The organism is Delftia lacustris, assembly GCF_040267515.1.
Taxonomy (GTDB): Bacteria; Pseudomonadota; Gammaproteobacteria; order Burkholderiales; family Burkholderiaceae_C; genus Comamonas; species Comamonas tsuruhatensis.
Genome location: NZ_CP141274.1, coordinates 2716378 through 2730429, shown reverse-complemented (window position 1 = coordinate 2730429; position 14052 = coordinate 2716378). Strand labels below are relative to the sequence as shown.

Sequence of the window (14052 nt, the reverse complement as noted above, 5' to 3'; positions counted from 1 at the left end):
GGCCAAAGCGGAGCGGGATTTTCATGATGTGGGTTCACTGAGGCAGGAAATCGATGCTCACCCGTTGGACTACCGAATCCGAGAAAGAGCAACTGCTCGGACTTCAGACCGCTGAAATCCTGGACATGACCGCCAGACGGGAATTTCAGCGCATCACCCAGCTGACCAGCCAGATGTTCATGGTGCCGATTGCCATCATCACGGTTCTGGACGAGCACAGGCAATGGTTCAAGGCGCCCGTAGGTGTGGACATGGACGGCAGCCTGCGCACGGACGCCTTCTGCGACCACACCATCAGAAACGAAGGAATCATGGTGATTCCTGACACGCACCTTGACCGCAGGTTCTCAGGCAATGCGCTGGTAACCGGCCAACCGAACATCAGGTTCTATGCCGGCGTTCCCCTGATCATGAATTCCGGCCATGCCATCGGCAGCCTGTGCATCATCGATACCCGACCCAGAACCTTCTCTGAAGAGCAAGGCCGGCAACTGGCCGCCATGGCTGCGATAGTGCAGGCTCAGATCCAATACCATCACAGCATTGGAAAAGTAGACGAGGTCACGGGCTTGCACAATCGCTCGCAGCTCCAGTCCGACCTGAACAGCCTTTGCATTGTGGCCCCGCAGGAGGCACGCAGCCTGGTATTGATGGAAGCGATCAACCATTGCAGCCTGCTGGAAATGAGCAATGCGCTGGGCTTGAACTATGTCGAGCAGCTCCTGCGTGACATTGCGAAGGCCGTCACGGACATGACGGGGCCGCACGCAACCGTGTACCACGTGGGCTTGGCCAGGTTTGCCTGGATCATCAGCGCGGGCAGGCAAGAAGATGAAGAGGCCCTGGTCAGGCAATTGCTGAAACACCTGCAAAAGCCCATCACCAGTGCCGATCTCCGGTTCGAACTTCAGCCCCGGGCAGGCGTGGTGCGGTTCCGCCTGGCCCAGGCCGAGGTCGATGATGTCATTCGCAAGGCCATGGTGTCCGTGCAGCAGGCTGGCCACAACCATCGGTCACTTCACCGCTATGAGGAGAACGAGGACAGCCGCCAGCGAAGATCCTATCGGCTATTGCGGGACTTTGGGCATGCGCTGGACAAGGGGCAGCTGCGGCTGGTGTACCAGCCCAAATTCGACAACCGCAGTTTCAGCTGCAAGGGGCTGGAGGCGCTCATCCGCTGGAAGCACCCGGAAATGGGGGAAATTCCGCCCAGCGAATTCATCCCCCTGGTGGAAGCCACGCCGTTGATCCATGGCCTGACGCGGTTCGTGATCAAAACGGCGCTGGCGCAGGTTGCGGCCTGGAAAGCGGAAAGTCTCGACCTCCAGGTCTCCATCAATGTCTCGCCGCGCAATCTGGACGAGGTCGATTTTCCGGACTACCTCAACGCCATGTGCAGTCAATATGGCGTTGCCCTGGAAAATATCGTGATCGAGTGCACCGAAAGCGATGTGCTGACAGGCCATGGCACGGTCCAGGCGCTTCAGCACATCAGAAAACTCGGAATCCAGGTCGCACTGGATGATTTTGGTGCCGCCTACTCCAATCTTGCGTCACTCAAGAATCTGCCTGCCGAGATATTGAAGATAGACCGCTCCATGGTCTGCGACGTCGATACCAATGAGCGGGCGCTGGCCGTGCTCAAATCCATCATGACCATGGCCTCGGACCTTGGCTACCGCCTTGTGGCAGAAGGCGTTGACAGCGCCGAAGTCTTCGATCTGCTGGTTTCGCTGGGGTTCGATGAGATACAGGGCTACTATTTCAGCAGGCCCATGGAGGCATCGGAAATCAGGAAATTCGTCGAAGAGCGCAATCGATACGCACAGGGAAAATGAAGGGCCTTGCCCATGGCATGCCGGGCGCAGGCGCAGGCAATTGGCGGGACGACTGTAGGCAGTCTCCTCACCGTGGCGCTGGATCGGCTGACATGGCTTTGCTTGGTTTTCCGATCTCGCCGCTGCCGGGCTGCACTCCTAATGAGGGCTTCAAATTTTGTTTTCCAGGAGTTCTCTATGACAGGTCTCAAGACGCTGAAGATGGGTTTGATCGCAACCGCGCTGATCGCAGCCACGGCCTCGACCAGCTGGGCACAGCCCGTGGCGGGCACCACCACCTTGGGCGTGGCGGCCACCGAAGTCCAGGCCGTGGCCACGGGCTGGAGCCTGAAGAAGTCCGTGCTGGGCAAGAGCGTCTACAACGAGGAAGGCAAGGCCGTGGGCAAGATCGACGACGTGATCGTCGCACCCGACAAGGCGGTCTCCTACGCCATCGTCGGCGCCGGCGGCTTCCTGGGCATGGGCAAGCATGACGTGGCCATTCCGGTGAACCAGTTCCGCGTGGAAAACAACAAGATCACGCTGCCCGGCGCCACCAAGGACGCGCTGAAGGCGCTGCCCAAATTCGAGTACGCCAAGAAGTAAGCCGGGCGCGCGCCCTGCTTCTTTGACAAGCCCTGCGTTGCAGGGCTTTTTCGTGGGCGGCCGTGCAGGACCATATGATCGCGGCGGATCAGATTCATACCAAAAAATATCCGCGAGTCAATGAAAACAATCGTCGCCGTATCCTTGGGAATATCGCTGTGCATTCAGGCATTGCCCTGCCTTGCAGACAACAGCAATGGAAAGCAGCTCTACCTGTTCAGTGGCCTGGTTGCGAAGAAGTAGCCCTATATATCGAGTTTCTGCGCGCGCATATGCTCGCGCACCGCATCGACCAGGATGCTGGCCAGCCGGTCCACGGGCGCTGGCGCATCGAGCGTGGCACGGCCCAGGATCAGATCCATGGACGGCAGGGCCGGCAGGCCCAGGGCCTGCGCATCCAGCGGCTTGACGTGCGCGGGCAGGCCGAACGGCGTGCGCACGGACAGGCCCAGGCCTGCAGCCGTGGCGGCCCAGACGGCGGACAGGCTGGCACTGTTGAAGGCATGGCGCCAGGCCATGCCCTTCTTGTCCAGCGCAGCCGTCACGATGTCCCGCAAGGGGCAAGGCGCATCGAGCATGGCCAGGGGCAGCACGTCGTCGTCCTGCGCTGCACCACTGCGCCAGCGTGCCCAGCCGGCGTCGGCCGCGTCCATGGATGCCGGGCCAATCCACTGGAGCGGCAGCCGCATGATGTGCTCCCCATGCACGCACGCGTGGTTCACGCCCGCATCCCATAGCAGGGCCAGGTCGAATTGCCCGAGGGCGATGCGCTCGCGCAGTTCATCGCTGCGGGCCACGCTGGCTTCGATGCGCACATGGGGATGGGCGCGCGCGAACTGCCCCAGCACATGGGGCAGCACGCTTTCGCCCAGGTCTTCCTGCAGGCCCAGGCGCACCAGGCCGCGCAGTTCGCTGCCGCGCACGGCCGCCACGGCGCGGTCGTTGAGTTCGAGCAGGCGCAGCGCGTAGCCGCGCAGGGTTTCTCCGGCCTCCGTCAGCACCAGCCCCCGGCCGGACTTGCGCAGCAAGGGCGTGCCGCATTGGGATTCCAGCTTCTTGAGCTGGGCGCTGACGGCCGAGGTGGAGCGGCCGAGCTTGTCCGCGGCGCGGGCGAAACTGCCCAGTTCGACGCCGGTGCAAAACGTGCGCAGCACATCCAGGTCATAGAGCACACGTGTCATTGCCAAGCCTTCATCGTGCTGAAAAACTGGATTGTAGATACGAAATTATGTGATTTTCAGGATGGTTGGGGCTGACCATACTGCCGGCCATGACCTCTTCTCCTGCCGGCCGCAGCGCCAATCCCAGCCCCTTGGCTTCCCCCCGCCCGCCCCGCCACCGATGGAAGGTGCTGGCCGCTGGCGTCATCGCCAACGCCGCGTTTTCCGTGGCTTTCAGCGGCATCCCCATGACGGCCATCCTCATGCGTTCGGGCTACCAGCTGGACACGCAGACGCTGGGCCTGGCGCTGGGGCTGATGGGCCTGGGCATTGCGCTCAGCGAACTGCCCTGGGGCCTGCTGACGGACCGCTGGGGCGACCGGCCGGTGCTGCTGCTGGGCCTGTGCGGCACGGCTTTGGCCCTGGCGGCGATGGCGCTGTGGGCCTCGCCATCGCCGGACCATATCCCTTCGTTCGGCCTGCTGGCCGGCGGGCTGGTGCTGGTGGGGCTGCTGGGCGGCAGCGTCAACGGTGCCAGTGGCCGGGCCGTCATGGGCTGGTTTGCCGAAGGCGAGCGCGGCCTGGCCATGAGCATCCGCCAGACCGCCGTGCCCTTGGGCGGCGCCATTGGCGCCCCCTTGCTGACCGGCCTGGCCACGCATGCAGGCTTTGCCGCCGTCTATGGCGTGCTGGCGGCGCTGTGCCTGGCGGCGGCGGTGTTTGCAGCGCTGTGGATTCAGGAGCCAGCGCATGCACCGGCCTCAGGCAAGGCCGCTGCGCCAGGCCGGGCCGGGCCATCCGCGCCAGGGCCCCTGCGCGATCGGCAAGCCTGGCGCATGGCCGCCGGCATCGGCATCCTGTGCGCCCCGCAGTTCGCCGTGCTCTCGTTCGGAACGGTGTTTCTGCATGACCATGCCCACCTGGGGCTGGGCGTGGCGGCGGCTGTCATGTCGGCCGTGCAGCTCGCCTCCATGGCCCTGCGCATCTGCAGCGGCCGCTGGACCGACAGGCGCCAGAACCGCCCGGCCTTTCTGCGGGCCTGCTGCCAGCTCACCCTGGCGTTGTTCGCAGGCATGGCGGCCCTGAGCTGGAGCAGCCATCCGGGCGCATCGGCAGTGTCGCCCGCCATGGGCCTGGTGCTGATGGTGATGCTGGGCGTGTGCGGTATCTGCGTGTCCGCCTGGCACGGCGTTGCCTACACGCAGCTGGCCGGGCTGGCCGGCGCGGCCCGCGCGGGCACGGCGCTGGGCATGGCCAATACCTCGGTGTTCGCGGTGTGCTTCCTGGTGCCGCTGGCCATTCCGCACTTGCTGTCGGCCCAGGGCTGGGGGCTGGTCTGGGCCTGCGCGGCGGCCTGCGCGGGCTGGGCCATGCATCTGTTTGCACGGGCCGGGGTGGCCGGCAACCCCGGGGCCACGCAGGGGGCGTTATTGAACGAGAATACCGGCTGTCTTCCCACGGCCTCCTCGCACCGACCATGACCATCGCCCACTGGCTTGTTTTCTGCGGCGTCTCGCTGCTGATGTGCTTCACTCCCGGCCCGGCAGTGCTGCTGGCCATCTCCAACTCGGTGGACGTGGGCGCCAGGCGAACGGCCCTGAGTTCGCTGGGCAGCTCGGTGGGCATCTTCGTGGTCTCCGGGCTGGCCATGATCGGCATGGGCACCATTCTCAGCATGTCGGCCCACGCATTTCTGGTCATGAAGGTGGCAGGCGCCATGTACCTGATCTGGCTGGGCGTCAAGCGCTGGCGCAGCAAGGACGCGCTGCTGGGCAGCGACGCCGGCCTGGCGCCTGCCCACCGGCGTGAACGCGGGAACTGGCAGCTGGTGGCGCAGGGCCTGGGCGTGTCGCTGACCAATCCCAAGGCCATCCTGTTCTTCTCCGCGCTGTTCCCGCAATTCGTCATCCCGGGCGAGCCGCTGCTCACGCAGTACCTGGTGCTGACCACCACGTTCGCGGTCTGCGCCCTGATCTCGCACGCCTGCTATGTGCTGCTGATCTCCATGATCAAGGGCCACGTGCTGGCGCACGCCAGGCTGTTCAACCGCATCGTGGGCGGCACCTTCATCGCGCTGGGCCTGGGATTGCTCAGGACGCGGCACAAGCTGGGCTGAGTGCGGGCCAGGGCTTCGCACTGGCCGTTCAACAGCTGTCGGATCAACCCGGCAAGCCCAGCCGCTCGCTCACCACCCGCTTGATCAGCTGCTCTGCAAAGCGCGTGACGCGGGTGGACGGGCGTGCGCGCGGAATGGCCAGCACCAGGCGGTTGCGCACGACGGGCGAGATGATCTGCGCGATCGACAGCTGCGACGGCGAGGCCGTGCCCTGGATGGCGCTCAGCGGCAGCACGGAGTCGCCCATGCCCCGGGCCACCAGCGAGAGCACGGTGTGCACGGAATCGACCTCGGCCAGCATGTGCAGCGGCACGCCGCGCGGCACGGTGTAGCTCTCCAGCAGCTTGCGCAGCGCGTTGGGACCGCGCGCCATGACGAGCTTGCGCTGGGACAGCGCCGCCATGCGGACCTTGGCGGGCAGCGCATGCCTGCTGACCAGCACCAGTGGCTCGCGCAGCAGGGTCTCCGTGGTGATCTGCGGCGAGTGCGGGGGATCGAACAGCAGGGCCATGTCCACGCGCCCGGCGATCAGCCATTCGCGCAGGCTGATGCTCAGGTTCTCCTCGATGGAGATGGTGACGTCGGGGTACTGCTGCAAAAAGCCCTGCACCAGGTCTGCGGCGATGGAGCGCGCCACCCAGGGCGGCAGGCCGATGCTGATGCGCCCGCGCGGGCTGCGCAGCCGGTCCTGCATGTCCGATTCGGCCTGCGCGGCCAGCGCAAAGATGCCGGCCGCATGCTGCAGCAGCGCCTGGCCCGGCTCGGTCAGCACCACGCCGCGCCCGGTGCGCTCCAGCAGCCGCTGTCCCAGCTCCCCCTCCAGCAACAGCACCTGTCGGCTGAGGGCCGGTTGCGACAAATGCAGGGCGGCGGCGGCGCGGCTGAAGCTGCCGGCCTCGGCCACCGCAGCGAAATAGCTCAGGCGCGTCAGGTCCATGGTTCTCCTTGGCAAGGGCTTTCAGCATGCTTTTGGCTGATAGCAGGTATCAGCCAAGTCTATGCCTCATTCGCGGCAAGCCCGCCCACAATCGCCACAAGCCTTCGCTGTCGCTGCCTTGTTGCAAAGCCCCATGCCTGAACTCACCTACGCCCTGTCCCCCTCCAAGCCCGCGCTGCAGCTGCCTGCGGGCGCCTGCGATACCCATGTGCATGTGTTCGGTCCCGGCACCCAGTTTCCCTATGCGGCCGGGCGCAGCTTCACCCCGGCGGACGCGGGCAAGCACACGCTGTTTGCACTGCACCGCCACCTGGGCGTGTCGCGCTGCGTGATCGTGCAGTCCGCCTGCCACGGCCTGGACAACAGTGCGGTGCAGGACGCGATTGCCGCCGGTGGCGGCAACTACCTGGGCGTGGCGCTGGTGGCCGCCGATGTGTCCGATGGCGAGCTGGCGCGGCTGGCGGGTGCGGGGTTCCGGGGCGTGCGCTTCAACTTCATGCGGCACCTGGCCGGCGCCCGCATTGAAGACGTTCTGGCGCTGACCCCGCGCCTGGCCGCGGCAGGCCTGCATCTGCAGGTGCATTTCGAAAGCAGCCTGGTGCATACGGTGGGCCGGCAGTTGCAGGCCAGTGCCGTGCCCGTGGTGATCGACCACATGGGGCGCGTGGATGCGCGCCTGGGCGCAGGGCATGCAGATTTCCAGGCGCTGATGCAGCTGCTGGCCGACCAGCCGCAGTTCCACGTCAAGGTCAGCGGCGTGGACCGCATCGACAGCCAGCCGCCCTATGCCCAGGGCAAGCCGCTGGCGCGCCTGCTGGTGGAGCGCTTTCCCACGCAGTGCCTGTGGGGCACGGACTGGCCCCACCCCAACCACACGCACGTGCCCGACGACGGCCTGCTGGTCGATGCGCTGGCCGACATCGCGCCCACGCCAGCGCTGCGGCAGGCCCTGCTGGTGGACAACCCGCAGCGGCTGTACCGGTTCTGAGGACCGCAGACGGCGCCTGTCGCCTGTGGCTCATCGCCCGTCGCCCTGCCCACAGATACCCATAAAAGGAGACATCCATGACAAGCATCCCTTCCACCCGCCGCAGGCGCTGCCTGTCCATGGCGCTGGCGGCCCTGGCGCCGCTCGCTGCCCTGGTTTGCGCCGCATGGCCCGCGCTTGCGCCCGCGCAGCCGCAGATGACGCGCATCGTCGTGGCCTTTCCGCCGGGCGGCCCGGTGGACTTCGTGGCGCGCACGCTGGCCGAGCAGTTGGGCAAGGAGCTGGGCAGCATCGTCGTGGTCGAGAACAAGGCCGGTGCCAACGGCGCCATTGCGGCCGAATACGTATCGCGCGCACAGCCGGACACGCGCACGCTGTGGCTCACCAGCGTGGGCGCCGTGGCCATCAACCCGGCGCTGTACCCCAAGCTCGGCTACAAGCCGGCCACCGACCTCGCACCGGTGTCGCTGGTGGTCAGCAACGTGGAGATGCTGGTGGTCAACGCCAAGGCACCCTACGGCAACGGCGCGCAGTTCGTGGCAGCCGCACGCCAGGCCCGTACACCGCTGACCATGGCCTCGTCCGGCACGGGCAGCGTGCCGCACCTGGCCATGGAATTGCTCAAAGAGCACGCGGGCATCCAGCTCGCCCACATTCCCTACAAGGGCGCCGCGCCCGCCATCACGGATGTGGTGGCGGGCCATGTCGATGGTTTCTTTGGCGACATTCCCGGGCTGATCGGACAGATCTCCGCCGGCAAGCTCAAGCCCGTTGCCATTGCCGCCAGCCGGCGCCACCCGCGCTTTCCCGAGGTCAGGACCTTTGCCGAGATCGGCATCACCGGCGTGGATTCGGACAACTGGTACGCCCTGTTCGCCCCCAAGGGCACGCCAGCGGCCGAGACCGAAAAAATGAGCCAGGCCGTGCAGCGGGCGCTGAACACGCCCTCGGTCAAAAGCCGCCTGGAAGCCTCTGGCACCGAAGTCGTGGGCAGCACGCCGGCCGAGCTGGCCAGGGCGCTGCAGGCCGACACCCTCAAATGGAGCCGCGTGGTACGCGCCAACGGCATCACCCCCGACTGAAGCGAGCCCCCATGAGAATCCAACCCGTACTCCCCGGAACCCGCCCCGAACTGGCGGCTGTGGAATCGCGCATCCTGGCCGAACGCGGCCGCATTTCCGAGCTTTACCAGGTGCTGCTCAACAGCCCACCCATCGCCCACGGATGGGAGCAGATGCTGTCGGCCGTGCGCAATCGCAGCAGCCTGGATGCAGGGCTGCGCGAGCTGGTCATCCTGCGCGTGGCCGTGCTCAACGGCGCGCCCTATGAATTCAATGCCCATGTGCCCCATGCCCACAAGGCGGGCAAGAGCGATGCGGCCATCGAGGCGACCCGCAGCATCCCCTGCGCCGCGGATGCGCCGTGGACCGAGCAAGAGCACCTTGCCATCCGCCTGACCGATGCCATGACGCGCGACATCACCGTCGCCGACGCGCTGTTCGCCCAGGTGCAGACCCGCTTCAGCGCGCAGGAGCAGGTGGACCTGGTGGCCACCATCGCGGCCTACAACATGGTCTCGCGCTTTCTCACCGCATTCCATATCGGGCACTGAAGGCATGGCTGATTCCCGCATACCTGCCGACTGCCTGCTGCTGCAATGGACGATGGCAGCGCCCTGCCTGGCGAGCGCCAAGGCACTCGCAAGAAGCGCCTACGGTCCTGCGTTTGGCGACGCCCTCACCCAGGCGGCAGGCCTGGGCGTGCGCCTGACCGTCCAGCGATTCGCCTGGTCGGCCAGCACGGGGCGCATCTACGTCTATGTGGAGCTGCCGGGCCGCATCGGCGTCTCGCGGCCCGCAGTGCTTGCCGTGCAGGCGGCGGCGCAGGCCATGCTGCCGGCCGCATCAAACCTTGCGGCGTCCAGGCTGACGCTGGCCTTCGACCGGCCCGGCGCCTCGCACGGGCAGCAGCGCCATGCCCACTACACGGTGGAGATGGACCCGGCCGAAGGCTGGGCGCCCGAGATCTTTCGCTGGTACGACGAAGAACACATGCCGGGCCTGGCCGCCGTGCAGGGCAACATCCATTCACGCCGCTACCTGAACCACGACGGCGGCCCGCTGTCCCTGGCCTGCTATGACCTGCAAAACCCCGGCGTGCTGGGCTGCCCGGCCTGGCTGCAGGTGCGCGCCACGGCCTGGAGCGACATCACGCGGCCGCATTTCACGCACACCGTGCGCACCATGTTCGCGACCGTGGACGCGGGGGATGGGGCCTGGCCGCCCTATTGAACGCCCTATTGAGTGCCCTATTGACCGCCCTGCCCGGGAATCAGCAGCAGCTTGCCCACGCTCTGGCCCGACTCCATGCGCCGGTGCGCCTGCGCGGCCTCGGCCAGCGGCCAGGTGCTGTCGATCACGGGGCGGATGGTGCCGGCCGCCAGTGCGGGCAGCCAGCGCTGGGCAAAGCGCCGGACCATGGCCTGCTTGACTTCGGGCGGGCGCGACTTCATCACCGTGCCGAAGATCCTCAGGTGCCTGTACAGCAGCACGTCCATGGGCACGGCCGCCGCCAGCGCGCCGCCCAGCAGGCCCACGCAGACCATGCGCCCGCCCATGGCCATCGAGCGCAGGTTGCGCTCCAGATACGGGGCGCCGATGAAGTCCACCACCACATCCACACCCTGGCCGCCGGTCTGCTCGGCCACCACGGCCTGGAAGTCTTCGCTGCGGTAGTCGATGAACACGTCGGCGCCAAGGCCCAAGACAGCCGCCCGCTTGTCGCCGCTGGCCGTGGCGAACACGCGCGCCCCGGCCGCATGCGCCAGTTGCACCGCCGCCGAGCCCACGCCGCTGCCGGCCGCGTGGATGAGCACGGCTTCGCCAGGCTGCAGTTGGGCCAGGTGGAACAGCGCCTCATGCGCCGTCACGAAGACTTCGGCCACCGCGCCGGCATCCGTCAGCGAAAGGCCCTCGGGCACATGCATGGCCATGCGGTGGTCGATGCGCGACAGCTCGGCATAGGCGCCGCCGCCCACGATGCCCATGACGCGGTCGCCCACGGCGAAGCCCTGCACCTCGGCGCCCACTTGCACCACCGTGCCGGCGATCTCCAGGCCCATGAGGTCGGATTCGCCAAAGTGGGCGCGGCCATAGGCGCCCTTGCGGTGCGAGACATCGGCACGGTTCACGCCGATGGAGGCATTGCGCACCAGAAGGTCATGGGGCCGGACTTCGGGCCGGGCCACGTCGCGGGCCACGAGCACTTCGGGGCCGCCGAAATCGTCGAAAACAATGGCTTGCATGCGGGCGTCGTCATTCATGGCGAAAGAGTGTCCAAAAACAGGTTGAAGAAACGAATGCCCCGAGCTTACGACTGCCGCCAGCCGCTCGAACGCAGCGATTTCGCTCTAAAGTGCTGCAAATCTGCATCACGCCAACCGCCATGAACTGGGATGACACGCGCATCTTTCTCGCCCTGACACGCGCCCCTTCCCTGCGCGCGGCCGCACGCATCCTGGGCGTGGACCAGGCCACCGTGGGCCGCCGCCTGAACGCGCTGGAGGCCGAGCTGGGCAGCAAGCTGTTTTTGCGCGCCAGGGATGGCTACCTGCTCACGGCCGCTGGCGAGGCAGCGCTGGGCGCGGCGCGACGCATGGAGGGCGCGGCGCTGGACCTGCGCACGCGCATCGAAGGCCTGGACGACAGCCCGGCCGGCCTGGTGCGCGTGACCAGCACCGACTCGATTGCCACCGAATTCCTGCTGCCCGCCATCGAGCGCCTGCAGCAGCGCTGGCCCGGCATCCGCGTGGACCTGGAGGTGTCCACCCAGATGCTCAACCTGGGCCGCCGCCAGGCCGACATCGCGTTTCGCAACGTCCGCCCCGAGGCGCCCGAGCTGGTGGTGCGCCGCGTGGCGGCATGGCCGGTAGGACTGTTTGCGAGTGCCGCCTATGTGGCGCGCTTTGGCGAGCCCGTGGCCGAGGACGAACTGCGCGGCCACCACCTCGTGGTCTACGGTCCCTTCCTGGAGCAGCGGCCCGTTCCCACCATGGTGGACGTGCCCGCACGCCAGGCCAGGATCGCCATGGCCGCCAACTCCAGCCTGCTGGTGCGCAAGGCCGTGGCGGCCGGCATAGGCCTGGGCGAAATGCCCGTGAGCATGGGCGAGCGCGAAGGCCTGCTGCGCATCTGGCCGCAGCGCCAGCGCTCGGACGACTACGAGGTCTGGCAGGTCATGCACCCCGACCTGCAGCGCACGGCCCGGGTGCGCGTCACGGCCGAGTTCCTGGCCCAGGCGCTGGGCGCGGAGCCTGCGTGATGCCGAGCTTGTCCAGGGCGGCGGCAATCACGGCGGCAGGGATGCAGGCATGCAGGCATGCAGCGGGAGCCGATGATCGGCAGAACCTGCGCCAGCGCACCGGACAGGCTGCCCGGTGGCCACCGGCTGCGCCTTCAGTCTTGGAAAGCAGGCCTGTGCCTGTCCTTGCGCAGCATCTCCAGATAGAGCGCCTCCACCTTCTCGCGCGCCCAGGGCGTCTTGCGCAGGAACTTCAGGCTGGAGCTGACGCTGGGGTCCAGCGCAAAGCAGCGCACCGGAACCTGCCGCGCAAGCCCGGCCCAGCCGTAGCGGGCCTCCAGGGCAAGGACGATGGCTTCGAGCGTGACGCCGTGCAGCGGATTGCGGGGCTGGGCGGCGGGAGGCGGGGTTTCTTGCATGGCGCGATTTTCGCCCGCCTTTGCAGTGCTGCGGACCGCAGCTTTATTTGTAATTACATGCAACCATGCCGTAAGTTTCTGTAGCATTGTGGCGTTCCTGGCCTTCTGCTGCGCTCCCCGACCATGCCCGCCCTGTCCCTTCGCCAGAAACTGCTGGCACCGCTGGTTTTCTGCCTTCTCGCGCTGCTTGCGCTCACCCTCTTCAACGCCTACCAGGCACGCGACAAGGCCTACGAGGCCCGGCAGCAGGCGCTGCGCGACTTCGTCGATGCGGGCGACAGCCTGATTGCGGCGATTGCCGCCGAGGCCAAGGCCGGCAAGCTGACAGAGGAAGAAGCCAAGGCCACCGCCATTGCCCGCGTGGGCCAGTTGCGCTATGCAGGCGGCGCAGGCTACATCACCAGCATCACCACGGATTCCGTGGTGCTGAACAATCCCGCAAGCCCGGGCATCAACGGCAAGAACATGGGCGGCTTCCAGGATGCCAAGGGCAACTACCTGTACCGCAACATTGCCGCCGTGGGCGCGTCGGCCCAGGGCAGCGGCTACCTCACGTACTGGTGGCCCCGCCCCGGCGCCAAGGAGCCCAGCGAGAAGCTGGCCTATGCCAGGCGCTCCACGGCCTGGAACTGGGACCTGATCGCTGGCGACTATGTGGACGACATCCAGCAGGCCTTTGTCGCCACCATCACCAAGTCGGTGGCGGCGCTGGCCGTGCTGGGCGCACTGCTGTCCCTGATTGCGTGGCTGGCCACGCGCAGCGTGCTCAATGCCATTGGCGGCGAGCCGGCGGTGGCGGCCGAGATTGCCAACCGCATCGCCTCGGGCGACCTGTCGCAGTCGGGGCTGGCGGGCGCAGCCCAGGCCCCCGAAGGCAGCGTGATCGCCGCCGTGCAGCGCATGAGCGAGCAGCTGCGCCAGCTGGTGACACGCATCCATGACACGGCCGGCGTCATCCACCGCTCGGCCGGCGAGATCGCCACGGGCAGCGTGGACCTGTCGCAGCGCACGGAGCGCCAGGCCAGTTCGCTGGAAGAAACCGCCGCCTCCATGGAGCAGCTCACGGCCACCGTGCACCAGAACGCCGAGAACGCCCAGCACGCCAGCCAGATCGCCTCGGGCGCCTGTTCCGTGGCCGAGCGCGGCGGCTCCGTGGTGGACCAGGTGGTGGCCACCATGGGCGAGATCAACAGCTCCTCGCGCCGCGTGGTGGACATCATCGGCGTGATCGACGGCATTGCCTTCCAGACCAATATCCTCGCGCTGAATGCGGCCGTGGAAGCGGCGCGCGCGGGCGAGCACGGGCGCGGCTTTGCCGTGGTGGCGGGCGAGGTGCGCACGCTGGCACAGCGCAGCGCCTCGGCCGCGCGCGAGATCAAGACGCTGATCCAGACCTCGGTGGAAAGCGTGGACGCCGGCGCCACCCTGGTGGACCAGGCCGGCCAGACCATGCGCGAGGTGGTCACCACGGTGCGCAACATCACGGGCATCGTGACCGAAATCGCCTCGGCCAGCCGCGAGCAAAGCAGCGGCATCGAGCAGGTGGGCCATGCCGTGACCGACATGGACCGCGTGACCCAGCAAAACGCCGCCCTGGTCGAGCAGTCCTCGGCTGCCACCCAGGTGCTGCAGGAAGAATCGGAGAAGCTGTCGCGCCTGACGGCTTCGTTCAAACTCTAGAGCCGGCTCTGCCCTCCCTGCCTCCCCTTT

At 67.1% G+C, this 14052-nt stretch carries 14 protein-coding genes; 10 read left to right on the top strand and 4 right to left on the bottom strand.

Features of this window, described 5'->3' with window-relative positions:
* Nucleotides 1-53: 53 nt before the first annotated feature.
* Together U6958_RS13860 and U6958_RS13855 are read left to right on the top strand one after the other, a co-directional pair.
* Nucleotides 54-1838 (top strand): bifunctional diguanylate cyclase/phosphodiesterase, encoded by a 1785-nt coding sequence (locus U6958_RS13860; RefSeq protein WP_074922899.1) that lies wholly within the window; start codon nucleotides 54-56, stop codon nucleotides 1836-1838.
* A 177-nt stretch (nucleotides 1839-2015) separates the two neighbouring features.
* The gene (locus U6958_RS13855; protein WP_016446396.1) at nucleotides 2016-2423 is read left to right on the top strand and encodes a PRC-barrel domain-containing protein; all 408 of its coding nucleotides are present in this window, start codon (nucleotides 2016-2018) and stop codon (nucleotides 2421-2423) included.
* A gap of 245 nt (nucleotides 2424-2668) precedes the next feature.
* Here the strand turns inward: U6958_RS13855 and U6958_RS13850 are convergent, their stop codons facing one another.
* Nucleotides 2669-3604 carry a LysR substrate-binding domain-containing protein gene (locus U6958_RS13850; protein ID WP_016446398.1) on the bottom strand — a complete coding sequence of 312 codons (936 nt, stop codon included), beginning with the start codon at nucleotides 3602-3604 and terminating at the stop codon, nucleotides 2669-2671.
* Nucleotides 3605-3693: 89 nt separating this feature from the next.
* Between U6958_RS13850 and U6958_RS13845 the strand changes: the two genes are divergently transcribed.
* Complete coding sequence (locus U6958_RS13845) at nucleotides 3694-5064, top strand: MFS transporter (RefSeq protein ID WP_074922958.1); 1371 nt, start codon at nucleotides 3694-3696, stop codon at nucleotides 5062-5064.
* A complete protein-coding gene (locus U6958_RS13840) occupies nucleotides 5061-5699 on the top strand; it encodes a LysE family translocator (RefSeq protein ID WP_016451462.1) in 639 nt (212 codons plus the stop codon). The genes U6958_RS13845 and U6958_RS13840 overlap by 4 nt, the downstream gene beginning before the upstream one ends.
* Nucleotides 5700-5742: 43 nt before the next feature.
* On the opposite strand, the gene U6958_RS13835 is transcribed toward U6958_RS13840, so the two are convergent.
* The gene (locus U6958_RS13835) at nucleotides 5743-6636 is read right to left on the bottom strand and encodes a LysR family transcriptional regulator (RefSeq protein WP_016446401.1); all 894 of its coding nucleotides are present in this window, start codon (nucleotides 6634-6636) and stop codon (nucleotides 5743-5745) included.
* 133 nt (nucleotides 6637-6769) lie between these two features.
* On the opposite strand from U6958_RS13835, the gene U6958_RS13830 reads away from it, so the two are divergent.
* The 4 genes from U6958_RS13830 (at nucleotide 6770) to U6958_RS13815 (ending at nucleotide 9915) form a co-directional block, all read left to right on the top strand.
* Nucleotides 6770-7624 carry an amidohydrolase gene (locus U6958_RS13830; RefSeq protein ID WP_061289477.1) on the top strand — a complete coding sequence of 285 codons (855 nt, stop codon included), beginning with the start codon at nucleotides 6770-6772 and terminating at the stop codon, nucleotides 7622-7624.
* 77 nt (nucleotides 7625-7701) lie between these two features.
* Nucleotides 7702-8706 (top strand): tripartite tricarboxylate transporter substrate binding protein, encoded by a 1005-nt coding sequence (locus U6958_RS13825; RefSeq protein WP_046238354.1) that lies wholly within the window; start codon nucleotides 7702-7704, stop codon nucleotides 8704-8706.
* 11 nt (nucleotides 8707-8717) lie between these two features.
* Complete coding sequence (locus tag U6958_RS13820; RefSeq protein ID WP_074922898.1) at nucleotides 8718-9236, top strand: carboxymuconolactone decarboxylase family protein; 519 nt, start codon at nucleotides 8718-8720, stop codon at nucleotides 9234-9236.
* A gap of 4 nt (nucleotides 9237-9240) precedes the next feature.
* Nucleotides 9241-9915 carry a hypothetical protein gene (locus U6958_RS13815; protein ID WP_034366750.1) on the top strand — a complete coding sequence of 225 codons (675 nt, stop codon included), beginning with the start codon at nucleotides 9241-9243 and terminating at the stop codon, nucleotides 9913-9915.
* 17 nt (nucleotides 9916-9932) lie between these two features.
* On the opposite strand, the gene U6958_RS13810 is transcribed toward U6958_RS13815, so the two are convergent.
* Nucleotides 9933-10946: an NAD(P)H-quinone oxidoreductase gene (locus U6958_RS13810; RefSeq protein WP_034366753.1), complete on the bottom strand. Its 1014-nt coding sequence runs from the start codon at nucleotides 10944-10946 to the stop codon at nucleotides 9933-9935.
* Nucleotides 10947-11068: 122 nt separating this feature from the next.
* Here U6958_RS13810 and U6958_RS13805 point away from each other — a divergent pair, with 122 nt between their 5' ends.
* Nucleotides 11069-11944 carry a LysR family transcriptional regulator gene (locus tag U6958_RS13805; RefSeq protein ID WP_016446407.1) on the top strand — a complete coding sequence of 292 codons (876 nt, stop codon included), beginning with the start codon at nucleotides 11069-11071 and terminating at the stop codon, nucleotides 11942-11944.
* Between the two features lie 134 nt (nucleotides 11945-12078).
* On the opposite strand, the gene U6958_RS13800 is transcribed toward U6958_RS13805, so the two are convergent.
* Complete coding sequence (locus tag U6958_RS13800; protein ID WP_208607068.1) at nucleotides 12079-12342, bottom strand: VF530 family DNA-binding protein; 264 nt, start codon at nucleotides 12340-12342, stop codon at nucleotides 12079-12081.
* Nucleotides 12343-12465: 123 nt separating this feature from the next.
* Here U6958_RS13800 and U6958_RS13795 point away from each other — a divergent pair, with 123 nt between their 5' ends.
* Nucleotides 12466-14022, top strand: a complete 1557-nt coding sequence (locus U6958_RS13795; RefSeq protein WP_016446409.1) for a methyl-accepting chemotaxis protein — start codon at nucleotides 12466-12468, stop codon at nucleotides 14020-14022.
* Nucleotides 14023-14052: the final 30 nt, after the last annotated feature.